Annotated in this window: 17 protein-coding genes and 2 tRNA genes; 8 read left to right on the top strand and 11 right to left on the bottom strand. The window is 41.8% G+C overall.

Annotated features, from left to right (window positions below):
- Nucleotides 1-327: 327 nt before the first annotated feature.
- Nucleotides 328-1,821: a transcription termination factor Rho gene (gene rho, locus H8B06_RS18195; RefSeq protein ID WP_190995634.1), complete on the top strand. Its 1,494-nt coding sequence runs from the start codon at nucleotides 328-330 to the stop codon at nucleotides 1,819-1,821.
- A gap of 68 nt (nucleotides 1,822-1,889) precedes the next feature.
- A complete protein-coding gene (gene pssA, locus H8B06_RS18200) occupies nucleotides 1,890-2,579 on the top strand; it encodes a CDP-diacylglycerol--serine O-phosphatidyltransferase (RefSeq protein ID WP_190995635.1) in 690 nt (229 codons plus the stop codon).
- A gap of 16 nt (nucleotides 2,580-2,595) precedes the next feature.
- Here pssA and H8B06_RS18205 read toward each other — a convergent pair whose 3' ends face one another.
- Nucleotides 2,596-2,946 carry an Hpt domain-containing protein gene (locus tag H8B06_RS18205; RefSeq protein WP_190995636.1) on the bottom strand — a complete coding sequence of 117 codons (351 nt, stop codon included), beginning with the start codon at nucleotides 2,944-2,946 and terminating at the stop codon, nucleotides 2,596-2,598.
- A complete protein-coding gene (folK, locus tag H8B06_RS18210; protein ID WP_190995637.1) occupies nucleotides 2,936-3,439 on the bottom strand; it encodes a 2-amino-4-hydroxy-6-hydroxymethyldihydropteridine diphosphokinase in 504 nt (167 codons plus the stop codon). Before folK ends, H8B06_RS18205 begins: the two co-directional genes overlap by 11 nt.
- A gap of 85 nt (nucleotides 3,440-3,524) precedes the next feature.
- Between folK and sppA the strand changes: the two genes are divergently transcribed.
- Together sppA and H8B06_RS18220 are read left to right on the top strand one after the other, a co-directional pair.
- On the top strand, nucleotides 3,525-5,291 hold the full coding sequence (sppA, locus tag H8B06_RS18215; RefSeq protein WP_190995638.1) for a signal peptide peptidase SppA: 1,767 nt from the start codon (nucleotides 3,525-3,527) through the stop codon (nucleotides 5,289-5,291).
- Nucleotides 5,292-5,374: 83 nt separating this feature from the next.
- Nucleotides 5,375-6,565: a phosphoglycerate kinase gene (locus H8B06_RS18220; RefSeq protein WP_223857768.1), complete on the top strand. Its 1,191-nt coding sequence runs from the start codon at nucleotides 5,375-5,377 to the stop codon at nucleotides 6,563-6,565.
- A 74-nt stretch (nucleotides 6,566-6,639) separates the two neighbouring features.
- Here the strand turns inward: H8B06_RS18220 and H8B06_RS18225 are convergent, their stop codons facing one another.
- Nucleotides 6,640-9,450, bottom strand: coding sequence for a hypothetical protein (locus tag H8B06_RS18225; protein ID WP_190995639.1), 2,811 nt, complete (start codon nucleotides 9,448-9,450; stop codon nucleotides 6,640-6,642).
- Between the two features lie 650 nt (nucleotides 9,451-10,100).
- On the opposite strand from H8B06_RS18225, the gene mgtE reads away from it, so the two are divergent.
- Nucleotides 10,101-11,480 (top strand): magnesium transporter, encoded by a 1,380-nt coding sequence (mgtE, locus tag H8B06_RS18230; RefSeq protein ID WP_130139541.1) that lies wholly within the window; start codon nucleotides 10,101-10,103, stop codon nucleotides 11,478-11,480.
- A 32-nt stretch (nucleotides 11,481-11,512) separates the two neighbouring features.
- Here mgtE and H8B06_RS18235 read toward each other — a convergent pair whose 3' ends face one another.
- The 3 genes from H8B06_RS18235 to H8B06_RS18245 are packed head-to-tail and all read right to left on the bottom strand — an operon-like array spanning nucleotide 11,513 to nucleotide 15,407.
- A complete protein-coding gene (locus H8B06_RS18235) occupies nucleotides 11,513-14,044 on the bottom strand; it encodes an ABC transporter permease (protein WP_190995640.1) in 2,532 nt (843 codons plus the stop codon).
- On the bottom strand, nucleotides 14,041-14,709 hold the full coding sequence (locus H8B06_RS18240) for an ABC transporter ATP-binding protein (RefSeq protein WP_190995641.1): 669 nt from the start codon (nucleotides 14,707-14,709) through the stop codon (nucleotides 14,041-14,043). The genes H8B06_RS18235 and H8B06_RS18240 overlap by 4 nt, the downstream gene beginning before the upstream one ends.
- 8 nt (nucleotides 14,710-14,717) lie before the next feature.
- A complete protein-coding gene (locus tag H8B06_RS18245) occupies nucleotides 14,718-15,407 on the bottom strand; it encodes an arylesterase (protein ID WP_190995642.1) in 690 nt (229 codons plus the stop codon).
- Nucleotides 15,408-15,705: 298 nt separating this feature from the next.
- On the opposite strand from H8B06_RS18245, the gene H8B06_RS18250 reads away from it, so the two are divergent.
- From H8B06_RS18250 to H8B06_RS18260, 3 genes are all read left to right on the top strand, one after another.
- Nucleotides 15,706-15,779: transfer RNA gene (locus H8B06_RS18250), tRNA-Asn, on the top strand.
- Nucleotides 15,780-15,923: 144 nt separating this feature from the next.
- Nucleotides 15,924-15,997: transfer RNA gene (locus tag H8B06_RS18255), tRNA-Asn, on the top strand.
- 662 nt (nucleotides 15,998-16,659) lie between these two features.
- Nucleotides 16,660-18,039: an MBL fold metallo-hydrolase gene (locus tag H8B06_RS18260; RefSeq protein ID WP_190995643.1), complete on the top strand. Its 1,380-nt coding sequence runs from the start codon at nucleotides 16,660-16,662 to the stop codon at nucleotides 18,037-18,039.
- A 38-nt stretch (nucleotides 18,040-18,077) separates the two neighbouring features.
- Here the strand turns inward: H8B06_RS18260 and H8B06_RS18265 are convergent, their stop codons facing one another.
- From H8B06_RS18265 to H8B06_RS18285, 5 genes are read right to left on the bottom strand one after another with little or no spacing between them, the layout of a single operon-like run.
- Nucleotides 18,078-19,598 carry an AMP-binding protein gene (locus H8B06_RS18265; RefSeq protein ID WP_190995644.1) on the bottom strand — a complete coding sequence of 507 codons (1,521 nt, stop codon included), beginning with the start codon at nucleotides 19,596-19,598 and terminating at the stop codon, nucleotides 18,078-18,080.
- Nucleotides 19,582-20,562, bottom strand: coding sequence for a hypothetical protein (locus tag H8B06_RS18270; protein ID WP_190995645.1), 981 nt, complete (start codon nucleotides 20,560-20,562; stop codon nucleotides 19,582-19,584). The genes H8B06_RS18265 and H8B06_RS18270 overlap by 17 nt, the downstream gene beginning before the upstream one ends.
- The gene (locus H8B06_RS18275) at nucleotides 20,550-21,230 is read right to left on the bottom strand and encodes a diacylglycerol/polyprenol kinase family protein (protein WP_190995646.1); all 681 of its coding nucleotides are present in this window, start codon (nucleotides 21,228-21,230) and stop codon (nucleotides 20,550-20,552) included. The genes H8B06_RS18270 and H8B06_RS18275 overlap by 13 nt, the downstream gene beginning before the upstream one ends.
- Entirely contained in the window at nucleotides 21,230-22,357 is a 1,128-nt protein-coding gene (locus H8B06_RS18280; RefSeq protein WP_317170959.1) for a DUF3419 family protein, read from the bottom strand. The genes H8B06_RS18275 and H8B06_RS18280 overlap by 1 nt, the downstream gene beginning before the upstream one ends.
- Nucleotides 22,308-24,944 carry a PEP/pyruvate-binding domain-containing protein gene (locus tag H8B06_RS18285; protein ID WP_190995647.1) on the bottom strand — a complete coding sequence of 879 codons (2,637 nt, stop codon included), beginning with the start codon at nucleotides 24,942-24,944 and terminating at the stop codon, nucleotides 22,308-22,310. The genes H8B06_RS18280 and H8B06_RS18285 overlap by 50 nt, the downstream gene beginning before the upstream one ends.
- Nucleotides 24,945-24,970: the final 26 nt, after the last annotated feature.

The following is a 24,970-nucleotide window of genomic DNA, read 5'->3' on the forward strand; positions in this document are numbered from 1 at the left end:
TTAAAACAATTTTTGATTACGAACGTTATAGTAAGGACTGTTCGGGAATTATGGTATCCCGGTTCGATAGGGACAAACGGTTTCAAAAAAATATTTTACAAATTTTATTTGAATATACAAATGTTATGTTATTTTTGTGCCAATTCTCAGATTTATCCTAGAGAGGGGTTGAATAGCATGTGTTACTAAATTTAATTTAGTAGAACAGTTATGGTGTCTCTGTCATATTTTTAGCACATCTAGAAAAATAATGGAATAGCATTTGCTAAAAATATAATTTGGATGAATTCAAAAAAGTAAAATCCTATATCTCATAGTAAAAAGTTAATGGATATTAATGCACTAAACACCAAACTCGTGTCAGAGTTACGCGAGATTGCAAAAGTACTGGGCATCACTGATGCCGATAAATTGCGTAAACAGGAATTAATTGACCGTATCACTGTTATAGCAAAGCAATCTGTCGAAGAGGAAAGTCCAGAAAAGAAAGCAGCAGAGATTCCTGTTGCCGAAAGAACAAGGAAGCGCGTCCGGACATTAAAAACGGAACCTGTAGCGGTAACCAAGCGGACATCGCTAGCGGATTCATCAAAAACAGATGAAGGTTCCGTAACTGAAGCTCCATCCGATGCTAACGTAGCAAACGAAAAAGAAGCCATTGCTGCCCCTAAAGCAGAGGCACCATCTCCGGTACTTCCAACAGATTTTGATAATGTTATTGTTAACGAGGGCGTTTTAGAAATTATGCCAGATGGTTATGGTTTCCTACGCTCGTCAGATTATAACTATTTAACATCTCCAGATGATATTTACGTTTCGCAATCGCAGATTAAACTATTTGGGTTAAAGACTGGTGACAATGTACGCGGTTCTATCCGCCCACCAAAAGAAGGAGAAAAATATTTTCCGTTGGTTCGGGTAGAGTCGATCAATGGTCAAAACCCAGCAGAAATTAGGGATCGGGTACCTTTTGATTATCTGACACCGTTGTTTCCAGATGAGAAACTGAACCTAGACTTGGGTACAGGAAACTATTCTACACGTATTATGGACTTGTTTACCCCTATCGGTAAAGGTCAGCGTGGACTGATTGTGGCACAACCTAAAACAGGTAAAACGAACCTATTAAAAGAAGTCGCTAATGCGATAGCAAAAAATCATCCGGAAGTATACCTTATCATCTTACTGATTGATGAACGTCCGGAAGAGGTGACTGATATGGCAAGAAATGTACGCGCTGAAGTGATTTCGTCGACTTTTGATGAACCAGCAGATCGCCATGTGAAAATTGCTAATATTGTCTTGGAGAAAGCAAAGCGAATGGTAGAATGTGGACATGATGTGGTCATTCTATTGGATTCCATTACGCGTTTGGCTCGTGCTTATAATACGGTTGCCCCTGCCTCTGGGAAAATCCTATCGGGTGGGGTGGATGCAAATGCGCTACACAGACCAAAACGTTTCTTCGGAGCAGCGCGTAATATCGAGAAAGGTGGGTCATTGACTATATTGGCAACAGCTTTGACAGATACGGGTTCCAAAATGGATGATGTCATTTTCGAAGAATTTAAAGGTACAGGTAATATGGAACTTCAGCTTGATCGTAAATTGGCTAATAAACGTATTTTCCCGGCGATCGATTTGACAGCTTCCAGTACGCGTCGTGACGACCTATTGGTAGACCGTGATACCTTGCAACGGATGTGGGTACTACGCAATCACCTAGCAGACATGAATTCTACGGAAGCAATGGAATTCTTGTTGACGCAAATGCGTGGAACTAAATCAAATGAAGAGTTTTTAATTAGCATGAATAGCTAATTCCTTTGATATTTTCTATTTTTAAGCCATCCTTTGCACGCAAGGGGTGGCTTTAATTTTTTGTAACTGTGAAAAAACATATACCAAATACCTTGACTTGTTTCAACCTTTTCAGTGGTTGTGTCGGTATCTTATTTGTATTAAAAGGGGAGTTTCTGTTGGCGTTCTACTGCGTTCTTGCCTCAGGCGTATTTGATTTCTTTGATGGAATGGTGGCGCGCCTGCTTCATGTTAAATCGGATATTGGAAGAGAATTAGACTCTTTAGCCGATGTAATAAGCTTTGGGTTTCTACCGGGAGCGGTACTGTATAAATTATTAGAGGTGTCTACAGGTCATATTTACCTGCCCTATTTGGGTTTTGTTGTTACCGCATTTTCGGCGTTGAGATTGGCGAAATTTAATATTGATGAGCGACAGACATCCGAATTTATAGGACTTAATACACCAATGAATACGTTCTTTATCATGTCTCTACCCTTTATTGGTGTTACGTATCCAACTTGGGTATATCAACCTTGGGTATTGCTTACGATCGTGGCGGTGGTTAGTTTTCTTTTGGTGTCCGAAATCCGTCTATTCAGCATGAAGCTATCTTCGCTGGAATGGAGCGAAAATAAATTTAAGTATATTTTTCTATTTATCAGTATTGTCCTTTTATGCACACTTCGGTTTTTGGCTTTACCATTTATTTTGCTTACTTATTTCATTTTCTCACAACTGCATTTTATTTTACAGAAGCGGCAGGATAAATCGTAGTTAACATTCGGGGATTTTACGTATGCTGTTTATAGTCGGCAATTTCCTGCAATAGTGTTTGTATCTCCCTTTCGATATCCATAAATAGGGTATGGATATGAGGAATTTCGGTGCCATTTTTTCCTGCGTACTCTAATTGTTGCAATTTCTCGCGTAAAGCCCGCGCGCCAATATATTCCATTGTTGGCTTTATATGGTGTGCCTTATTCGCTATTTCGATGTGTACCTCCGATGTCACTGCTTCCTTTAACGCTTGTAAATCATTAGGGATCTGTTCTTGATAGAGACCGAGAAATTGTAAGACCAACTCCTTGTTGTTCATTAAGGTTTCTTGGATAACCAAAGGATTAATCAATCTATATTGCATTGTTGTCGTTTGGGTTATAAAGATGTACGTCAAGACTATCTTCGCATTGTGTTAATAGATCTATCGTTGTTAGGCCTAATTTAGGATGAGTGAAAGAAGGCGCGATTTCAGAAAGGGGTACTAATACAAACCTTCGATCCGGTAGATACGGATGCGGAACAATTAAACGTTCGTGTTGAATACAGTCGTGATTAAAATATAAAATATCGATATCTATTACGCGAGCACCCCATTTCGATAGTCGTACGCGTCCCAGATTATTTTCAATTGTCTGGATAGTGTCTAGGATATCCAGCGGTGGAAGCGAGGTAGATACTAATGCTACTTGATTAAGAAATGTAGGCTGATCCGTTACACCCCAGGCTTCGGATTCGTAAAGCGATGAACAAACCTCTATCTTTCCCACCTGACTTTCAATTTTCTCGAGAGCCTTTGCCAATTGCGTAGCGGGATTACCCAAATTTGCACCTAATAACAAAAACACCTTATTCATCGCTTAAAGATAAAGCTAATCTATTTAAATTTCGAATTCTTCAAAAGAAACCTCTAAATTAGAGACGAAAAAACATAGAATAGTTATGAGGTCTTTTTTTAAATACGTTTTAGCAACTATTACAGGAACGATTATCGTTTTTGCTATTATATTGATCGTGCTGATTGGGTTTATCACCGCGACGATCAGTAGTATGGGGTCGAAAGAGGAGGTGTATGTTCCTTCCAGTGCCGTGCTTTATGTTTCGTTAAATCATCATATTCCGGAACGCACATCGTCGAACCCTTGGGAGAGTATGAATTTGCCCGGCTACGGAGAGATGAAATCGCTAGGGTTAAACGATATTCTTTCGCGTATCGCAGCAGCAAAAGAAGACAGCCGGATAAAAGGGATATATCTTAGTCCTACATATGTCAATGTCGGTATGGCCAGTTTGCGAGAAATTAGGGACGCACTGGTTGATTTTAAATCGTCAGGTAAATTTATTGTAGCGCATAGCGATATCTATACACAAAAAGCGTATTATCTCGCATCGGTAGCAGACGAAATTTATATGAATCCCGAAGGTTCTTTAGAATTTAAAGGACTTTCTGCCTCTGTCATGTTTATGAAAGAAGCGTTGGATAAATTGGGGGTGGAGATGCAAGTAGTCAAGGTAGGTACCTATAAATCGGCCGTTGAACCTTTTATCTTAAACGAAATGAGTAATGCCAACAGGGAACAATTGACAGCCTATTTGGAGAGTATGTATAGTACATTTCTGGAGAATGTGTCAGATGGCAGACAAATTCCCACAGATACATTGAAGGATATTGCGAATAATTTTTTGATAAGGAATGCAGACGACGCTTTGCATTATAAATTTATTGATGGCAAATGCTATAAAGACGAGGTGCTTACGAAGCTGAAAGAACGTTTGGATGTAGAAGAGAAAAAAGACATTCCTGCAGTTTCCTTATTGGATTATAACAAAGAAGAAAATGCGACCACAAAAGGGGATCGTGTAGCGGTGTTATATGCATATGGTGATATCGTTGATGGTGAAGGTGTGGAGGGTAATATCGGCGGGGATAAACTTTCTCGGGAACTTCGAAAATTACGCCGTGATGATCGTGTAAAAGCGGTGGTGTTACGCGTGAATTCACCAGGTGGTTCCGCATTGGCATCGGACATTATCGCCCGTGAAGTAGCATTAACAAAGAAAGTGAAGCCTATCACGGTATCCATGGGGGACTATGCCGCCTCTGGCGGATACTATATTTCTACCATGGCAGATTCTATTTTTGCAGAAAAGGAAACACTTACAGGTTCTATAGGTGTATTTGGCCTGATTCCTAATATGCAAGGGTTGCTTAATAATAAACTAGGGATACATGTGGATGAAGTCAAAACTGGGAAATTTGCCGATTTGATGACTTCTGTGGATCGACCGCTGACAGAAGAAGAAAAGGCTATTATACAAGCCGAAGTGAATCGGATTTACGATACATTTACAACTAAAGTGGCAGAAGGACGAAATATGGAGGTGTCTGCCGTAGATAGTATTGGGCAGGGGAGAGTATGGACGGGAAGTCAAGCATTGGATCGTGGATTGGTAGATGGTATCGGAAATCTTGACCGCGCTATACAGGCAGCGGCAGCAAAGGCGAAGTTGAAAGATTATCGAATTATGTATTATCCGACACTTAAAGACCCGTTTGCTTCGTTATTAGGAACTTCTAAAGAACGTATACGGATGTGGATGTTGGGTGAAGAACTGGGCGAATACAGACAGCATATCGAACAACTTCGTACGGTATTAAAGTCATCCGGTATACAAGCCCGTATACCGTATAGGATTGAAATTAGATAAATACGTGTAAGTATTCTTACTTTTTTCTATATTTAGCCCGCGGTTTAAACCGTGAACTATAATGCGTAAACAAAAATATATATATGAAAACTATTGATGATTTAAATTTCTCAGGGAAGAAAGCGTTAATTCGCGTGGATTTTAATGTGCCTTTGGATGAGGATTTTAATATAACGGATGATAATCGTATTCAAGGTGCAGCTCCTACCATCAAAAAGATTTTGGCGGATGGCGGTGCTGTCATACTCATGTCTCATTTGGGGCGCCCAAAAGAAGGACCTACTGACAAATATTCATTAAAGCATATCGTTGGACATTTATCAAAAGTATTAGGTGTCGATGTGAAGTTTGCAAATGATTGCATAGGCGAGGAAGCTATTCAGAAAAGTGCGGAACTAAAGGACGGGGAAGTGCTTCTTTTGGAAAACTTACGTTTTTATAAAGAAGAAGAAAAGGGAGATGTTGGTTTTGCAGAGAAGCTGGCAAAATTCGGTGACGTATATGTGAATGACGCTTTTGGTACAGCACATCGTGCGCATGCCTCTACCGCCATTATTGCGCAATTTTTCCCTAACAACAAATATGCTGGCTATTTGATGGCGGCGGAAATTAACAATGCAGAGAAAGTATTGAATAAGCCGGAGCGTCCTTTTACGGCTATCATGGGAGGCGCAAAAGTTTCCGACAAAATTCAGTTGATCGAAGCGCTATTGGATAAAGTGGATAACTTGGTCATCGGTGGTGGAATGGCCTATACCTTTGTCAAAGCCCGTGGAGGAGAGATTGGAAAATCCTTAGTGGAATTAGATAAATTGGATTTAGCCAATGAGCTTGTAAAAAAGGCCGATGAAAAAGGAGTGAATTTGGTACTTCCTACGGATGCCCAAATAGCGGATAAATTTGCAAATGATGCAGATACCTACAATGGGCCTAATGATCAAATTCCTGCTGATCGGGAGGGATTGGATATCGGGTCGGAATCTTCGGCACATTTTGCAGAAGTGATTAGCGCTTCTAATACCTTATTGTGGAACGGACCAATGGGTGTTTTTGAATTTGATACGTTTGCCAAGGGTACGAAAGCGGTAGCTGATGCGGTAGTAAAAGCTACAGAGCGCGGCGCATTTTCACTTATCGGTGGCGGTGATTCTGCTGCTGCTGTATCTAAATTCGGTATGACGGAGCATGTCAGCTATGTCAGTACAGGCGGTGGTGCTTTATTGGAGTATATGGAAGGTAAAGTGTTACCGGGCGTGAAAGCTTTAGAAGACTAACAATAACATATATTATAATGAAAATAGGGCAGGCTTATTAGTCTGCCCTATTGTATTATATTGTTATTCCTCGTTTAATAACTGTAACTGATCCCAAACGTAGGGACAATTTTGTTACCAGCTGTATTATCATTGATATAGGTGAGTTTTGCTGCTACGTTGATGTCGGGTAATACATAACGGAATACATTGAAGTCAGCAGATACCCCCACTCCAAAACTTTTTGGAGCCAAGTCTTCATCTATATTTTGAAAATCAGAAAATAGCAAGCCTTGGAGGCGTTTAACATAGGCAATAGAGCCTATGCTCCAATCGGGATAAAAAAGGGGTAACCGATAGTTTGCCATAGCGGTGTTGTTAACGAACGGTGAATTGAAATGTCCCCATCCTGAAACCATTGGGATGTCATACGATCCTCGATAAATACCGTTGTTCTGTTGTGCGGCAAACCGTAGCTGTAGACTGTGATTGGTCCACAAGCCGGGGAAATAGAAGTTTGTACGTAAGGCTAATACTTCACCGGCGGCATCAGGCTCGAAAGGGAGGTGACGGAAGGTAAGGCTGATATTTTGCCCCCAGCGCGGTGCTAGATCCATAGTGCTTCGCATACTATTTCTATTCATATATACCTGATAATTCAATGGAAAAGCAATAACATCATTGAAGTTCTGTAGCGCTAGACTGGTATTGTAGCGTTTTGTATAAGATGTACCGAAATTAACACCATAACTGTATACGATATTGCGCCGGTATACGGATAGGGGGATAGACATTTCAAAGGTTGCATGGTGGTCGCGGTAATCAAACATCACGATATTGCTGGGGTTGTTTCCAGATACAGCATTGCCTACCATCCCTCTATTCACATATCGCGCAGTGAATGTCGGAAAATAACGCTTATAAGAAACTTCTGCAGAATAGCGGCTTTTTGATATATCAGGATCAAACTCATAGCCGAATTTAACCTGCGTGGTGTTTAATATGTCATTTGATAACCAAAATATACCCGGAATGTAATTATCAAAACTTTCAAAGTTAGACCCGCTAATGGATAAACTGTGAAAATTAATTAAATGCGCATTAGGGTTATATTTTTTAACAGTGATGGGAGAGACCGGTTCGTTTGATAAACTGTCTCTTTGTATGTTTTCCAATGTGGGAGAGACATAGGGGAGACGGGTGGGGGCAAGTTGCCCGATCGTGGCAGGAGTGATCTCTTTCCGTGCAAGTTTATACCCGTTGTGTTGATAATCGTTATACAACAGTAGCCCATTAGGGGCGATAGATGGGTTAAATCCACCATACGCCGCATTTGTCAATTTGTGTTGCCCTGCAACCCTATTAAACAAATAAATGTTATCAATACCGTTGTTGTGCCCTTTAAAAATAATTTCATCATGATAATAAAAAGGGCGTTCCAATTGCTGATTCCCCCATGGAAGAAGGAAATCATACGCTTTCGTCATGAGGTTAAATTCCACTAAATTTGTTCCTTGTTCTGCAACGGCGATAGCTATAATTTTTTCGCCGGAATCATTATATTTTGGTTGTTGTATATGTATTCCATCAGGAATGGCAATACTATCCCGTACAGAGCCCGTTTTCGAATCGAGCACGATCAATTTGCTTATATTTTCGGGATTTACTTCCACAACGACTATTTCATCACGAACTGGGTGAAATGCGGGGGAGTAATAACGGGATGCTTTCGTAAGCGTTTTGGTGCGTCCGGTTTCTATATTATATACATTGATTATATTGTAGGTTTGTTTACCAAATCGAGGATGTTTGCGATATTCATCCCATACAATTTCATCGTTTCGTAGATGAAAGTATGGTGTTATCTGTCGACCGGTTTTTACCATGCTAATTTCATTTCCCACACTATCCAGACGCTTGATTTCATTGACCGCAGTAGGGGAGGATTTGAGTATGTACAATTCTTGGTTATCATTCATTTGCGGTAATAAATAATCACTAGGATACCGGGTGCCTTTCGTCGTTATATTCGGTGTATCGGGTGAAACAGGAGATTCTTGTTCCCATTTTTTTGTTAATTCCGTGATGGTGTTATCAAAGATTTCGGTTGGCTTCTCGTTCGAAACCTGCTTGACTGCTCGCCGGAAGTTAAATGGGCGGAGTAATTTTCCGCGCATATCTGCCAGTATTTTCTCGTGACTGTCGATGCCATGATGATTGGTTAAATAGCTACTCATAAAGAATCCAATCGTGTAATAAGATGGAACATTATCCTTAAAAGAACCTAATACATATTTATTGAAATCATATGATTTTCCCGAAAGGATATTGGCACGTATCGGCATTTCCCAAGAAGGTAATCTGCCTCGTCCGCCATCGCTGTAAATTGTTTCGACTTGTACCGCATCCCCTTCAAAATACCAAGCAGGCAAGTTCAATCCATAAAGGGCGAAGGCGAGTTGTTCGAAAAAAGGGGCTTTCAGCTTTCCTGTCAATTTGTCAAATTGGGCTACATGTCGAAGTTCGTGTAATGCTAGATTCGGAAGCCATTCTTGATTATCAGCAGTAGAAGAGGGGATAGGAAACATTTCAGATTTTCGAGGAGCAAGTTGCACAAAACCATTTTGCAAAAGATGGTTCCCTTGTAAAACTAATGTTATTTTAGGAGGGAGTATCTTCAAATTCTTACGGCTTTCCTCTTGTATTTTTGGAAGCTGTTGGGCTAATTTTTTTGCTGCATTTTCAAAAGTACTAGGGAAAATCAGACGGAAATTTTCGGTGTCTATTTGATGCCATTTTACGGACGAATGTGCTTGATCATCATCAATAATCTGACTTTTCAGTTCATATGAATTTGTTAGTGATATTAATAATGTTAATATGCTGATATATAATTTATTATTCATTTATATTCGTTGGATAATATCTATTTGCTAATATTGTTAGTTAACTATTGTTTGCTTGTATGAATTATATGTTTCGTTAAATTCTTTATTATATTGATATTAAATATGATATACTATTTACAGTGTCGTGTTTTTATATTGAAATATAGCATGTTTTTCATCCAATTATTAACTGACAATGATATTAAAAATACATATTTGCGTGTTTGGAGTAGTCTTTATATTTCCTGTGCAAGATAGGATAAAATTGTTAAATTTCCTTCTTGTCACACGTCGTTTTTGTCGACGTTGAAATATGCCTTATCGTAAGGTATAAAAGATACAATTAAAAAATATCATCACCGAGTTTATGGGATAATCGAATCTGGAGGAGGTGTTCCTATTCCCATGACAACTGTTGCTTCCTCGGATGGTCTTGTTTGATAATTATTGTTCGTTTATTTGATCGATGCGGTATAAATCTATGACTATTGGGTTGGTGACATGTTGTCATTTTTTTGGAGTAGCACGTATAAGGTAACAAACAATTGTGCTTCGTTTTGGTTATATTCCACCCAAAAAAAGTATTAGTTATTTCCAATTAAAAAGGCGACTTTTGCTGCGACAAAAATAATTGATACCAATGTAGGATTTATAAAATAGGAGAGCTTATGGAAGAATTAGAAATGCAGATAGAGCTTGTGGAAAATTGGATCGAGTCCGGTGATATCGCCCAACTGCAAGATTTTCTAAACGAGCAGAACATTTCTGACGTTGAAGAACTAATCGACAGTCTTCCAGAACATGCCGCCCTATTTATAGAAACGCTTAATATAAACCGAGCTGCCCGCGTTTTTGGTATTTTGGATTTCCCTACACAAGAGAGGGTATTCAAAAAATTATCAGCAAATAAAGCCCGCGAGCTGATTAACGAAATGCCTCCCGATGATCGTACGTCCTTTTTTAGCGAATTGAAAGGTGACGTCGTCAAGCATCTTATCATCATGCTTTCTCCGGACGAACGGAAAGAAGCATTGTCTCTCCTAGGTTATCCCGAAGATAGTGTGGGACGTTTAATGACGCCCGATTATATTACCGTGAAGCCTCACTGGACGATCACCCGGGTATTAGACCACGTGAGACGCTATGGAAATGCATCGGAGACGATTGACGTACTATATGTTATCGATAGTGACGGTCGCTTGATGGATGACCTTCGTATTCGGGATATTCTAATTTCAGATCCGGATACAAAGGTCGAAGATCTAATCGACAGCAGGTTAATATCTTTACATGCTGACGACCCACAGGAGGAAGCCGTCAACGTGTTCCGGATGAATAACCGGGTCGCTCTTCCGGTCGTGGACGAGCAGGATATTATGCTGGGTATCGTCACCATAGACGATATCCTTTGGGTAGCTAACGAAGAATATACCGAAGATATGCAACGTATCGGGGGTACAGAGGCGTTAGATGAGCCTTATTTGGATGTCTCTATCTTCCATTTAGTAAAAAAGCGTGGAGGCTGGCTTATTGTGCTTTTCCTAGGGCAATTGTTGACCGCATCCGTTATAGAGCATTTTGAAGGACAGTTGGAAAAGGCTGTTTTTTTGATGGCACTGATGCCGCTGATTATGTCGAGTGGTGGAAATAGTGGTTCCCAAGCATCAACGTTGATTATCCAGGCGATGGCCATGGGAGAGGTCACGTTGATGGATTGGTGGCGTGTCATGAAACGCGAGATACTTTCAGGATTGTTTCTGGGGCTAATACTAGGTGCTTTAGGATTTGCCCGTATTGCGGGATGGGAAGCTTTTGCCCATGCCTATGGCGAATATTGGGTTTTGGTGGGTATTGTAGTCAGTTTATCTTTGGTCGGGGTGGTTATGTGGGGGTCGTTGACCGGTTCGATGCTGCCTTTTATTCTACGCCGTTGTGGTGCAGATCCGGCAAGCTCTTCGGCACCATTTGTCTCGACATTGGTAGATGTCACGGGCTTGATTATCTATTTCACGATTGCCACGCTGATACTGGGGGGCGTACTTCTGTAGCTGTAAACCGGCCGTGTGCCTTCGGAAGCATGCTATTCTTTTCGTAATGTCTCTAAAGGCGAACGGTTAAGTACCGATAAGCTGTTGGTTACACCTATACCAACGGTCAGTACGGAAACAAGCGCTGTCAATACTAAAATAAAGCCGATCGAGGGAACAAAGGTCGTTTCAAATATAAATATACCCAAAAGGTTACTTGCAATAAGTGCGATAACGATACCGGTGATTGAAGCCAGTATGCCCAACATGAGGTATTCACTTGCCGTTATAGTAAACACCTGTCTACGACTCGCCCCTAAAGTCCGCAACAGGACATTTTCCTTTAAACGCTGATATTTACTGATTCTTACAGACGCGATTAAGACCACAAGCCCTGTCAGAATGCTGAAAGAACCGATAAATTGGATAACAAAGGCGATTCTTTCCAATAGGCTCTCCAAAATATCGATAGCGGTGTTGATGTCAATGACAGAAACATTGGGAAAGCGATTGACAATTGCCTGTTGGAATGTGGCTGATTGCGTCTCGTCATCAACGTGTGTCATGATCAGATAAAACTTTGGAGCATTGTCAATTATACCTTCCGCAAAAACTACCCTGAAATTTGATTGAAAACGGTTCCAGTCCACTTCCCGGAAGTTACTTACTATGGCCGGTATTTCGACTCCTTGTACGTTGAACAACAGGCTATCGCCAATCTCCACACCAATTCTTTCGGCATAGCTTTTTTCCAGCGATACCTGTCCCATTTCGCCCTTGGATACACGGCCTGTCCAGTGGCCCTCCACGATCTTTTCTGATAACGTGAGCGAGTCGCGGTACGTTGCTCGGATTTCACCACGGAACGATCTTGCGGAAATATTGGAAGTCGAATCCGATAGATAATCATTTGCTCTTTTGCCATTGATGGCGGCGAGCTGCATGGTAACAATAGGGACATCCTCTACAATAGGTAATCCTGCTTCTCGTGTCATGTTTTTAATGGTGTCACGTTGTGGAGGTTGAATATCAAAAAGTACCATGTTTGCCTGGTTTTCGGCTGATGCTATCTTCACTCGTTGCAACAGCATATCTTGCACAAAAAATAAGGTGGCAATCAACGCAGTCCCCAATCCAATGGAAATCAATAATACGATCGTCTGATTGTTCGGCCGGTACAGATTAGATAGTCCCTGCCGCCATAGGTATGGCCATTTTTTTGGAAAATATCGCCTAATTAAATACGTGAATCCCTTTGCTACGCCATACAGAAGCGCGAATGTGAAACCTAAACCTACGATAAAAAACAATGTTTGTGCCCACCCATTCAGCTGTAAACGGGTAAATACAATTATAAAAGTTAATATCAATACATAAATCCACCACCTCAGGTTGTCTGTCCATAATGATTGCGGCTCATCGCTGACCCGTAATGAATGCAATGGGGAGATGTGTCTTACGGAAATAAGCGGTAGCAAGGCAAAAAGTATAGAAATTACCAATCCCAGACCTATACCCTCCGTTATGGCATTTAAGGATATTCGATTGCTCAGCGCAACGGGGATAATATCTTGCATAACAATGGGGATCGCATACTGGATTAGTGTTCCCAATGTAGCACCTAATATGCCGCCTATTAGACCAATAGCTGCAAATTGCACCAGAAAGATAAAAAAAGCTTGACTTGAACGCGTGCCCAAACATCGCAGTATAGCTACTGAAACCAATTTCTCACGTATATAGATATGGACGGCACTCGACACACCGATACAACCTAACAGCAACGCTACGAAACCGACAAGCTCCATGAAATGAGCCATATCGGAAAAGGAACGACCTGTATTTTCTTTTGTAGTCGATACGGTGGCACTGCGCAGTTGTAGCTGTGTGAAGCGTTCTTTCTGTTTTTCTACAAAATCGTCCGTCCGGAATTGGGAGGGGAATTTGAAATAGTAATGGTACTCGATCCGGCTGCCGGTTTGTTGCAACCCACTATTTTCAAGGTGTGCCAAAGGAACAAATACCGTGGGTGCCATGGCGCCACGCATGGCTGTTTGTCCAGGTTGTGCGATGAGTTCTCCACTGATCGTAAAATTATTTGTTCCCAATTGAACCGAATCGCCTACCTCCGCATCATATTGTATCAGGAGTGTCTTCTCAACAAGAACTTCCGGCTCCTGTCCGAACCTTTTATAAGCATCGTTTGGGAGGGTTTCCAGGTTTCCATAGAATGGGAAGTCACCTGTTAAAGCACGGACTTGCACTAAACGCGAACCATCAGCTTTTGGAAAACGGATCATCGACATAAACCGCTCTTCGATTGCCATTTGTTCGCTTAAGTTCTTGATAGAATCAATGAAAGCTAATGTGGAGCTATCCGGTTTTCGTGTGCTCCGTAAATCTAGATCGGCGCCGATAAGCAGCGCGGCCTGTGTATCTATATCTCGTTTTAAATTTTCATTAAAGGATTTCATCGCGACCAGTGCAGCGATACCAAATACAATGGACGAAATGAAAAGCAGTAGCCTGGATCGGTTCTTTCGGCTATCCCGCCATGCCATCAGGAAGATCCAACGCCAATTCATGCTATCGTTCCTCCTTTAATAGGGATAATGCGCTGTGTTTTTGCCGCAAGTTCCATATCGTGCGTAACAACGACTAATGTCGTGCCTGATTCGCGGTTAAGTTCGAAGAGCATCTCTTCCACTATCTTACTCGTTTCTGCATCTAGGTTTCCGGTCGGTTCATCCGCAAATAGTATCTTGGGGCTGTTGGCAAATGCACGGGCTAAAGATACCCGTTGCTGTTCTCCACCAGATAGCTGCGATGGATAATGGTCGGCTCTCGTTGATAAACCCACTCGATCTAATAAAGTTATCGCCTTATCTTTCCTATTTCGCATGCCGCGCAATTCCATCGGAACCATTACATTTTCGAGTGCAGTGAGCGTAGGAAGTAACTGAAAGTTCTGGAACACGAATCCGACATGTTCATTGCGTACTTGTGCTAATTGATCTTCCGTAAGCCCGTTAAGTTTGATCCCATTCAAGATAATTGTTCCCTCACTGCTCTGATCCAATCCTGCACATAAACCCAGCAAGGTTGTTTTGCCACTACCTGAAGGCCCAACTATAGATCCGGTATCGCCGGTATTGATCGTAAAGCTGATATTTTTTAAAATAGGGATGACGGTATTGCCAAGATTGTAATTTTTAGAAACTTGGTTCAATTGTAAAATAGTGGATGCCATAGTTGTTTTTAGAGTAAAGGTTCTAGAACAGCCCATACATTATGTGCCAGGATTTTTTGTCCTTCGGCGGTCGGGTGCACTGCATCTGCTTGATTTAAGTCTCCTATACCCGCTACATTATCTAATAGAAAAGGCACTAGAACCATATCATATTGTTTGGCCAATCGGGGAAACAGGGTTTCGAATTCATTAAAGTATTCCTGCCCCATGCTAGGAGGGACTTTCATTCCTGCAAGTACTAATTTACACGCAGGGTTTGCTTTCCGTACTTTCTCTACAATATCGCTTAGATTTTCGTAGGTGGATGCTGTGGATACTCCTCGCAGTCCATCATTGGCACCGAGTTCCAATACAAATATATCAACCGGTTGCTGTAATAGCCAATCTATACGTTCTTTTCCTCCGGCGCTTGTTTCTCCGCTTAATCCAGCGTTTATGCAACGGTAGGGCAGGCCTAAGGAATCAATCTTTGCTTGTATTAGTGCGGGGAATGCTTCCTGCGGATCATCTAAACCATAGCCCGCTGTTAGGCTATTCCCGAAAAAAAGAATGTTGCGAATGGTTTTTTGTTCTGCGGAGGTTTCTTGCTCTTTTTTTTGGTCGTTTTTGTTTTCACCAGTATGTGATGTTCCATTGTTACAGGACAACAACAGCATGCCAAAAAATAAATGGGAATAACGTCTTAAAATATGAATCATAACACTAATTTTTCTTCGTCCCCGTAACATAAGGAGTTAAAATAGGAAATTATTATAAAAGAAACAATATTTTATAGTTAATGTTCCGGTTTACTCGTCATCTTAATGGTTGTGCGACCAACAGAAACTTGAAGCTTTTTTAAGTCCTAAATTTTAAATTATTGACTTACAAATCGTTTGTGTTTTTACTTTAAATATGTAGCAAAACGAGTTTGTGGATTTAAAAATATTGTTTAATATTGCACCCGTCAATCAGGAGCAATGATTTGTGAATTGCTTGACAGAAACAAAAATAAATTCCTGAATAGCTCAGCAGGTTAGAGCATCTGACTGTTAATCAGAGGGTCGCTGGTTCGAGCCCAGCTTCAGGAGCAAGCCACGGAGAATATCCGTGGCTTTTTTTATAACCGTGTTCGGATATATCTTTTTTTTATTTTTTTTTGGATATATAAAACGAAGCTGTATCTTTGTGTCACTTTAGAAAATCGCATTAAAAGCGGTTTAAAGTACAAAAATTCCTGAATAGCTCAGCAGGTTAGAGCATCTGACTGTTAATCAGAGGGTCGCTGGTTCGAGCCCAGCTTCAGGAGCTCATCAAAAAGCTGTTTTTCGATAAGAAAAGCAGCTTTTTCTTTTTTGTCATAGCAAATGCCGCATCTTGGCATACAAATGGTTGAAAGGTAATTACTTCTGTTCCAAACGTACATCTCTTTGCCCCATCTTGACATACAAATGGTTGAAAGGTAATTACTTCTGTTCCAAACGTACATCTCTTTGCCCCATCTTGACATACAAATGGTTGAAAGGTAATTACTTCTGTTCCAAACGTACATCTCTTTGCCCCATCTTGACATACAAATGGCTAAAAAGTAATTACTTCTGTTTCAAACGTACATCTCTTTGCTTCATCTTGACATACAAATGGTCGAAAAGTAATTGCCTTTGACGTAAAGGTAATGTCTTTTGGCTCAAAAGTACGTCACTTTGGTTAGTGAACACTCACTAAAAAATAGGCGCTTATAAGCCTTTAAACCCTGTTTTTTACGTAAAAATCAGCTCAAGGGGGCTAATCGCGTCACAACTATCCGGAGTTGGCCGAAAAGTTGACCCAAATAGCCCCCCTCTTCAGAAACCTCCTTTCCTATATTTGACGGATTAATTAATGGAAAAATGTAAATTTGTATATGGGGCAACCGACTTGCGGCGCCGGGCGTTGCCCCGTTCATTTATCTTCGTTAAATAAAGGAAGTCTATGTTTTTTCAACATGTATACGATAAAAGTTTAGCTCAAGGCAGCTATTTTATTGGCTGTCAAGTCAAAGGTGAAGCGATTGTTATCGATGCCCAAAGAGACATCGACGTTTACCTGGAAATTGCAAAGAAAAACAATATGAAGATCACTCATGTTGCGGAAACACACATTCATGCGGATTACCTTTGCGGTTCGCGGGAATTGATTGCCGTAACTGGGGCGGAATTATATCTGTCTGACGAAGGTGGTGAAGACTGGCAGTATCAATTTCCGCATATTGGACTAAAGCATGGCGATAAGGTCCAGGTTGGGAACCTAACGTTAAACATTCTTTATACGCCCGGGCATACGCCAGAAAGTATCAGTTTTCTGTTGACTGACCACCTGGCAACCGACAAGCCCGTAATGATATTTACGGGCGATTTCGTTTTCGTTGGAGATATAGGACGTCCAGACTTGTTGGAGAAAGCTGCCGGAATAATCGGAACGCAAGAAAAAGCAGCCAGACAGCTGTACGAATCTATTCAATATTTTGCCACATTACCTGACTATGTACAGGTATGGCCGGGACATGGTGCTGGATCGGCATGTGGTAAATCCCTGGGCGCGGTACCCAGTTCCACAGTCGGGTACGAAAAAATCCGTAACTGGGCTTTCCAATATGAAAATGATGAAGAAGGCTTTGTAGAATACTTGTTGGAAGGACAACCTGAGCCACCAAAGTACTTCGCGATGATGAAATATCTGAACAAGGTCGAACGTCCGTTGCTGGTGGAAGTCCCCAAGCATCCAAAATTGACAAGAGAACAATTTTTGAATGCTTATAAAAATGGATTAACCGTAATCGATGCTCGGAATAAAACGGAATTTGCAAAGGGTTTTATCCCTAATAGTATCAATATACAGGGGAATAATTCCTTTTCTACCTGGGCGGGGTGGTTGTTGAATTATCAAGAACAGTTTATACTGGTTACGGAAGATAATAGAATCGACGATCTCACGCGTAAACTGATGCGTATCGGCCTAGATAATATGTATGGTTATATTTCAGATATAGACGATTTGGGATTGGAATTGGAAACAGACGACATTATTGACATACAAGAGTTCCAGTCTTATGTTGGAAATCCGGATGCGCAGATCGTCGATGTAAGAGGATATACAGAGTATGAGCGTTATCATGTAGCAGGTGCAGAGAATATCTTTGTGGGAACATTGGCCGATAACCTAGACAAGTTTAACAAAGAGAAGCAGATTGTTGTCCATTGTCAAAGTGGAGACCGGGCGACGATTGCCCAATCAATATTGGCCAAGAACGGATTTAAAAATGTGAAAAACTACGTCGCAGGAATGGAAGAGTGGAGAGCGCTAGTCCCATAGCACGCTTAAAAAGCGGAAAGAATACAGCAGATGACATTTTAAATGAGCTTGCTGTATTCAATTTTAGCATGATGGCGGGGGTCTCTCGGCAATTGCTGGAATTTTACTGTCGTTACCTTAAATGGTAGTTGTTGAAGTTCTGCTAGTACCTGCTCCTTTATGGATTGCGTTTCCGCTGTTAGTTCAATAAATGCACTTATATCGGTGCCGTCAGAAAGAATCGTTCCCATTTCAACGCCGTCGATAGACTGCACGTAGTTTTCAAAAACAAAAGTAGACAACCAATGGCCGTCCTGTGCAATAAGCGTATTACACCTTCCTGTGAGGAAGAGGCGTTCATCTCGGATATAACCACTGTCACCGGTTCGATGCCAGTAGACGTCATCGATGAGGATTTTATTCGCCCGAAGGGCGTGTTCATTTTTATAATATTGTGCGAGCACATGGGGGCCGGCGACAATGATTTCTCCCCATACACCCTCCGGCTGTTGCATACGTTCAAATGCTTCCAAAGAAATATCGAAAAGCGGTTTATCTGTAATCGGAATAATCTTTACCTGTGTTTTATGAAAGATTGCACCGACCGGTATACCTCTTTTTAAGTTGAATGTAGAGGTTTCGGATGCCAGTTCCTCAACGGCAATGGAGCTAATAGGCTCGGCTTCCGTAGAGCCGTAGAGAATACGAACATTTTTAGTCGGGAATGCTTTGTTGTATAGTTTCGCTTCTTTTAAAAATACAGGTGCGCCACCGGTAAAGATATCGTTCAGTTCCGGCAATGAAATTTTATGTTCGTAAATGTGTTCGGCAATACGCTTGATAAAATACGGGGAAGCCACCAGTCTAGTAACCTGATAATTTAAAAGCTGTTTTATTATTCTTCGAGGCTGGATTTTCGTAGGTTTGGATGGGTTGAAATCAGCAATCACCGAAGTCGATCCCACGGCAAGATTGATAAGCAAAACAATAGGTAACACGGACATGTCTACGTCCGATGGCTTAGCTCGGATCTCCTGCTCCAGCGCTTTAAACTGTTCGTATAAAAAACCATGTGTCCGTAATGCTGCTTTTGGCGTTCCGGTACTGCCTGTCGTAAAGGTAATAAGTGCCGCATCTTTCAACGGTGTCTGACACATTTGGTCATTTTCCTTTCCAGAATAAGACAATCCTAACTTGATCGGAATCTGCCGGATGCCTTTAGAAAAGAAACGCAGCATATGGGCTTTCCAACTACCGACAAATGCTTTGCAATCCGCGATTCGACAACAGGTATCCAGACGATCTATCTTGCTCCATTGATCGACAAAAACGACGGTTGCTCCCAGATAGAACAGCGCCAGCACATTTCGGTATAGGTCAATGCCCATCGGTACAAACAGTAAAACCCGATCACCTTTTCGGATTCCTTTTCGTTTGAAGTAATTTGCCGTTAGCCGAACATGCTGTGCGAGTTCTGAAAAAGTAATTTTATCACCGTTTTTATCCCAGATAGCGGTTTTGTCAGGATACCTTTCGGCGTTATGTATAAACAGATCAGCGATGTTAAATGGATTTTCCATAGAGCGTGTAGGTTTTTAATAGGTGTCCATCGTACTGATCGGATAGGGGAGTCGCATCTCCCTCGTCAATCATCAAAGCATAAATAATCTGTTGATATTTTTTCGCTACGGCTTTTTGATAAAATTCATCAACTAATACTAATCCTAGACCCCGATATAGTCGTTTGGGACTACGGGCAAGTGTTTTGATGATTAAGGTTTTGCCAGCTCGGTTTAAAAGATCATCTGTGCCCAGCAGAACGCCGACGATTTCGCCCTCGTGTTCCGCAATTTGGACAAACTCGGGTTTCAATACAGATTGCAACGGTAGGTATTTTTCCAAAAAAGACGATTCGCTGATCGGGCTGTACAGAAAGTTCTGTTTAAAAGAGTCGTGTAAAAACGGGTGTAGCTTTTTTAAATCAGCCACGTAATTTTCCCTATCTAATCCCCGAATGATAACCCCATCACGAAGCAACCTGCTTTTTAACTTGTCAATTTTTTCATTTCGGCGTGGAGCAACGGCGGCTATGGCCGAATAATAATGTGCTATCGGCTCGAAGCCTATTGATTTCCACTGCTTGGTATAGTAAGGTTCGTGTTTCATCTCCATAAAAAACAAGGGTTTTTCGGGAAGATCATGAAAGCGGTAGTTTTCCCAGGTAGAACCGTTCATTGGACCGATAAGGAAATCTACGCCCTGTTCTTTAGCTTGTTTTTCGATGGTCTGAAACAGTTTCTGTACCGCCTCCTCGTTTTCTTGTGCCTCGTAAGCACCTACCAGCCCAACGTTTTTCTCTTCATAGAGAATCCCCTGATTTAAATACAAAGCGGCTTTTGCGAGATGAACACCTTGCTGTTTTACCGCGATGCCTGCATAGTAATGATCCGTGGGCATACGTTCATTCCCCTGCGATACATTTATTTGGGCAAATGTGTCGGATTGCTCTTTGGTATAGATTTCGGTGATCATTAGATTATCCATGATTGTGTCAATAACATACTCGCGATGACTGTAAACGGAATCGAAACGTTATCGTAGCCGTCCCGGCTGACGGCCTCGGCGATAGTAGACCATAATGCGATGAATGCGAAAGCGAGCACTTTACTCGTATTCATGCCAGATAAATACAGGTATCGCCAACTGATGACAGCAATCAAAAACGCACTGATAAAGAAGGCTAGGGATCCTGTTGCGGTTTTCGTAGCTCCAGCTATTCGATAAGAACCCCACGGCCATTTTTTGCCACACAATGCCGCCAAAGGGTCACTGATAGCGAGTATCATGATGGGAAGATAATAATAGATGTATTGATGTCCTTGATGGCTGTACGAAAGATAGCAACCATAAACGGCTACAGGATAGGCTAAGCTACCTACTGATTTGCGGTCGATTGCGTTGATAGATTTTAGCAGATTGAAGCGTAGCGAACAGATTAGTATGACCGCAAATGAAGCACACAATAACAGTACCCACCAATGGTTGTCCAGTAGTACAGGGAAAAGTAAGGCCAGCAGTCCAGTACCGAGATGCACAAACTTTCTTGTCAACTCGACTTTTACTTTCAGGACGTGATACAAGAACTCTCCGAGTGCAAAGAGTACGAGATAGCATCCTGCGAGGATAAGTGTATTTTTTAAGTTCGTTTCCATTACTTTTCTTCCACGATAAATTGATTGTAAAAGAAGCCGTTGTCATCCGCTGTCAGCTGCTGGGACAATTTGCTCAGATAGCGTACTTCGGACGGAAAAATGCCGGAGATACGGCGCGGTACCATCAGATTCCAGTAGCCTATTCTGCCACCATCTGCTAACAGCTTTATCAGTTTTTCCGCCGTTTCCGTAAAGAGGCTTTTATCCATGTATTCGAATATATTGGATAAATTCATGCTATCAAATTGTCCATAATCCTGGGCTACCTGCTCGGCAAATCCTTGACGGATAACCAAGCTGTCCAAATTACCTTTTATTTTATGATAAGATTCCGGTTGCAGATAATGGGGCAATAGTTCGCCGAAATTCCCTGTTAGGTTATAACGCAATATCGGATTTTGTTGGGCACCGACTTTTTTCAGCTGTTTTTCAGCTTTCTTGAAAATATAAGCAGAAACGTCTATCCCTACTTCTTTTAGGAACTGCGGATCACGTCCCCATTTCCCCATGACCAAACGGCTAAAAAAGATATTGAAGAATAAACGCCAACGCCAGCTATTCCATTTTTTGTGATAAAATTGGATTTGTTCCAATTCGTCCTTTGGTGCCAACAATTGCTCCACCCGTCCTTTACTGTGGATGAAAGGCAATACGCTTTTGGCAAACAGCTGAAAATACCGCTCGAATTTCCCTTGATGTATAATGCCTCGGGTTATTGTATCGGTATGTCGTTCCCAATATTGACGTACGTCAGCGGTTAATTCCTGTTTTAACTGTTGGAATAGTTTCAGTCTGTCTGCCCCTTCCTGAAAACCTAGAAAGACAAGTACATCGTCATAATCCAAAGAACGGATAGCAGCTTTCTTCAATTCTACGAGATACAGTTGCGTCAGATTTACGTCTACCGCAACCACCAGTTCGGGATCAGCGGTAAGTAAAGAAAAACTGTTGTCACCAGCGGAAGCGATAGATAAAATTTTCGAACCGTTTTTAGGAACCAATCCTTGGAGCAGTATTTCCGGATCTTCCCAACAATTGGCGTAGCGGATAATGCTAAAATCAACTCTTTTATCCAGATTACCCATGCTGGTGACGTTCTTGTGCTTCGTCCAAAATCTTGATTTCACCTGTACTTCCATCCATCTCGAGCCAATCACCTGTTTTAACACGGGACAATAGACCTGTTACACTGACAATACAGGGAATCCCCATTTCCCGGGAAACGATCGCCGAATGACTCAGTAGGCTGCCACGTTCCACAATGATGGCTCCGGCGCTGGGAAAAAGCGTTACCCATCCGGGGTCGGTACTGGTTGTCACCAGAATATCGCCATCCAGGGAGTTGATTTCGTTTGGATGGTGTACGACACGGGCTCTCGCTTTGACCTGTCCCGGACAGCAACCAATTCCTTTTAGGTCGCTTTCGGCTATTTCTATCTTACTCTTGCTATAAAAATCATTACTTTGGTACACAACGCCGTAAGTACCAATGCGTTCGGACGGCATAGGCATCTGGTGAAAGCGCTCGTGCTCTTCCTTGCGCACGGCAACGAGTGATTTGAGGTCGGTCGTTAAGCTCCGTCCTTCGATATAGGCAAAAATTTCTTCTTTGCTCAAAAAGAAGATATCACGATCAAATTCCAGTATATCTTCCTCGTAGAACCGCTTGCCGATATAGGTGAAAATCTCCCGTACAATCCCAAAACCTCTGGTTCGTTCATAGCGTAGGTTTTCGCGTGCACTCACCAAATCACGGGTGCGCTTCAATGTTTTCTTAAAAATCCATTTTTTGAGCGGCTTATGGCGCAGCGCCTTTTTCATAACAGCTTCCGCGTCTGTCCGGAGCTTTTCCTCGATTTGATTTGAAGTTTTAGCTGTTGTGATTCCCGACTCGACGTATGATTTCAGCACCTGCACAAATCGTGATGGATCCTGTGTATAGGAAATGGTTTCCAATTTTAACTCCCCAACACATCGCTCCCCAAAATCTGTTATATACTGTTCAATCATCTGTTTTGTTTTCTTGCTTTCGGGGAGATGGTCGTATAGCAAGAACTGCCAGATATCCTCGGGCGTTTCGCGGAGGAATACTTGTTTTAAATAGGGTGTATCTGAAATATAGGTCGCCATCTCGACACTGCGGTGGATTGGTTGTGTGGAGATAATGTCAGCACTACCGCATAAAAGATCGTTATGGATATTCGGATGGTTTTCTTTCGTGTATTCTTCACAACGTTTTTTGAGTAAACCAAACCATATCATTGCAAAAAAATCATTGAGTAGCGGCGCTTTCCACTGATGGAGAAGTGTCCGTTCGAAATGCAGATACAGATTCATCAGTTCGCTGGCGTCTTTTGATTGAAAATCTATTTTTTTGTATTTGTCGATCGTGCGATCCAACAAATTTTTAAATGCTATCCGCTGTTTAGGCAAGGTTCTGAAATGTCCGTACATTTTTACGATCATTTTCAAAATACGTCTCCATGCCTGTCCTTTTGATAATAGATAACTTTCGGGAACATCGAAACTCTCCTTAACGCCCATCATTTGCTCCATGAAACGTGCATTTAGACTGTACCCCGGTAACATGGCCAATAAATGATACCAGGAGCGTAAATTGTAATATACCCGACCGTTGATGAACCCGAGCATATTCGCAAATACACGTTGATGGCGATGGATTGTCTGCTCATCTACACCCAATATCGATACAAATATTTTATAAGCTGTTTCGTATGATTGGCTGATAAAAGAAAAGGTCAACGGTGTGGTTACACCGGGGTATGATTCCACAATATTACTGTTGTCCCATACGATGTATTCGCTGGTTGGATCGGGCAATTTGGAAAGTCCGGTTATCGGCCGCGTCTGTAAGATATACAGGTTGTCGTCCTTCACCGCAAATTCAACATCCTGATACAATCCGAATGCTTTTCTCAACTTGTTCAATAGTCGATCCAGTTGCCAAATAACACCATCTGAAATCGCTTGGTCATTCTGGTTAATTCTTGGTACATCCGATAATACCACTCCGCCTCTGCCATCTGGATTTAGTATCATTTGCTGTTTTTTGCGAACGGTTTGTCGGTCGAGACGTCCATTTGCAATGATATAGTTATCTGCTTCCAATTCCCCGGAGACCAAACCCTCGCCCACACCAAATACAGCCGATATGAGTTTCTCTTTCCGGTGTCCATTGACGGGATTTATGCCAAAAGCGACTCCCGCGGCATCAGCCTCAATCATTTCCTGTACAATAACGCCTATGCCCAGACTTGGACCGAGACGATTTGCCTGTCGGTAAGCATGCACACGTTCCGAAAAAACGGAGCGCCAGACATCCTTTATGCGCTCCAATACCTGCTCTTTTTTGACGTACAGATAGCTTTCAAACTGTCCGGCAAAAGAGTGTTGTCGTCCATCTTCGTCCAACGCAGAAGAGCGTACCGCCAAATAGGTAACCTCCGCGAACTGTGTATTTAATTCTGCTTGTACGACAGGCGGGAAGACATATCGGTCGATAGCATGCAATACATCTGTCGTGCGCTCGATGGAAGACACGTCCTTAAAAACCTCTGCAAGAAAATCAGCCGGCATTACGGCCCATTTCGGAACATGCAGACCTAACTGACCTAATTTCAGTAGATTTTTAGCTTTGCCGCCTATCGCCGGATGCTCTATATATTGATATTGATTACCTTGAATAAAAATCATTTGTTTCTTCTTTTTGAATGCAGGTT

The sequence above is a fragment of the Sphingobacterium micropteri genome (assembly GCF_014692515.1).
GTDB lineage: Bacteria > Bacteroidota > Bacteroidia > Sphingobacteriales > Sphingobacteriaceae > Sphingobacterium > Sphingobacterium micropteri.

Bases quoted from the DNA above. Each gene is read 5' to 3' on its own strand.
- H8B06_RS18245 (WP_190995642.1), bottom strand. From the start codon at position 15,407: ATGATTCATATTTTAAGACGTTATTCCCATTTATTTTTTGGCATGCTG.
- H8B06_RS18260 (WP_190995643.1), top strand. From the start codon at position 16,660: ATGTTTTTTCAACATGTATACGATAAAAGTTTAGCTCAAGGCAGCTAT.
- H8B06_RS18225 (WP_190995639.1), bottom strand. From the start codon at position 9,450: ATGAATAATAAATTATATATCAGCATATTAACATTATTAATATCACTA.
- H8B06_RS18235 (WP_190995640.1), bottom strand. From the start codon at position 14,044: ATGAATTGGCGTTGGATCTTCCTGATGGCATGGCGGGATAGCCGAAAG.
- H8B06_RS18240 (WP_190995641.1), bottom strand. From the start codon at position 14,709: ATGGCATCCACTATTTTACAATTGAACCAAGTTTCTAAAAATTACAAT.
- rho (WP_190995634.1), top strand. From the start codon at position 328: ATGGATATTAATGCACTAAACACCAAACTCGTGTCAGAGTTACGCGAG.
- folK (WP_190995637.1), bottom strand. From the start codon at position 3,439: ATGAATAAGGTGTTTTTGTTATTAGGTGCAAATTTGGGTAATCCCGCT.
- sppA (WP_190995638.1), top strand. From the start codon at position 3,525: ATGAGGTCTTTTTTTAAATACGTTTTAGCAACTATTACAGGAACGATT.
- H8B06_RS18220 (WP_223857768.1), top strand. From the start codon at position 5,375: ATGAAAACTATTGATGATTTAAATTTCTCAGGGAAGAAAGCGTTAATT.
- H8B06_RS18275 (WP_190995646.1), bottom strand. From the start codon at position 21,230: ATGGAAACGAACTTAAAAAATACACTTATCCTCGCAGGATGCTATCTC.
- H8B06_RS18285 (WP_190995647.1), bottom strand. From the start codon at position 24,944: ATGATTTTTATTCAAGGTAATCAATATCAATATATAGAGCATCCGGCG.
- H8B06_RS18205 (WP_190995636.1), bottom strand. From the start codon at position 2,946: ATGCAATATAGATTGATTAATCCTTTGGTTATCCAAGAAACCTTAATG.
- H8B06_RS18270 (WP_190995645.1), bottom strand. From the start codon at position 20,562: ATGGATAATCTAATGATCACCGAAATCTATACCAAAGAGCAATCCGAC.
- H8B06_RS18265 (WP_190995644.1), bottom strand. From the start codon at position 19,598: ATGGAAAATCCATTTAACATCGCTGATCTGTTTATACATAACGCCGAA.
- mgtE (WP_130139541.1), top strand. From the start codon at position 10,101: ATGGAAGAATTAGAAATGCAGATAGAGCTTGTGGAAAATTGGATCGAG.